Consider the following 435-nt stretch of genomic DNA (forward strand, 5'->3'; position numbering starts at 1 on the left):
CTGCGTTACCGTATAGGTTGCCGTAAACGTTGTCTCTGCTCCCGGTTCAAGGCTCGCTACTGAGGCTGGAGTTATTGTTCCTAAGCCTGGTAGTGGGTCAGTCACTGTTACATTGTTCAGCGTTACATTACCCGTGTTCTTCACTTTAAAGCTGTACGTGATCACAGAGCCTACTGCATGAGGACCGGCCGAAGCTGTTTTAGTCAGCTCAATACCCGGCGTACTGGTGAACGGTACATCTTCCTCGTCGTCATCCTTAACGTCCCCTCCTGAAGGCGGTGTACCCTTAGCCGTAGCCGTATTGTGTACCTTGCCGTTGTTCACATCTGCCTGCGTTACCGTATAAGTTGCCGTAAACGTTGTTTCTGCACCCGGTTCAAGGCTGGCTACTGAGGCAGGAGTTATTGTTCCTAAGCCTGGTAGTGGGTCACTTAC

1 protein-coding gene is annotated in these 435 nt (G+C 51.3%); it reads right to left on the reverse strand.

What is annotated here, in order from left to right; genetic code table 11:
- On the reverse strand, nt 1-435 hold a 435-nt coding region (locus tag AB2U10_RS19190; RefSeq protein ID WP_493820793.1), incomplete at both ends, for a CLIPPER-2 domain-containing protein.

The sequence above is a fragment of the Leadbetterella sp. DM7 genome (genome assembly GCF_040829825.2).
Lineage (GTDB): Bacteria > Bacteroidota > Bacteroidia > Cytophagales > Spirosomataceae > Leadbetterella.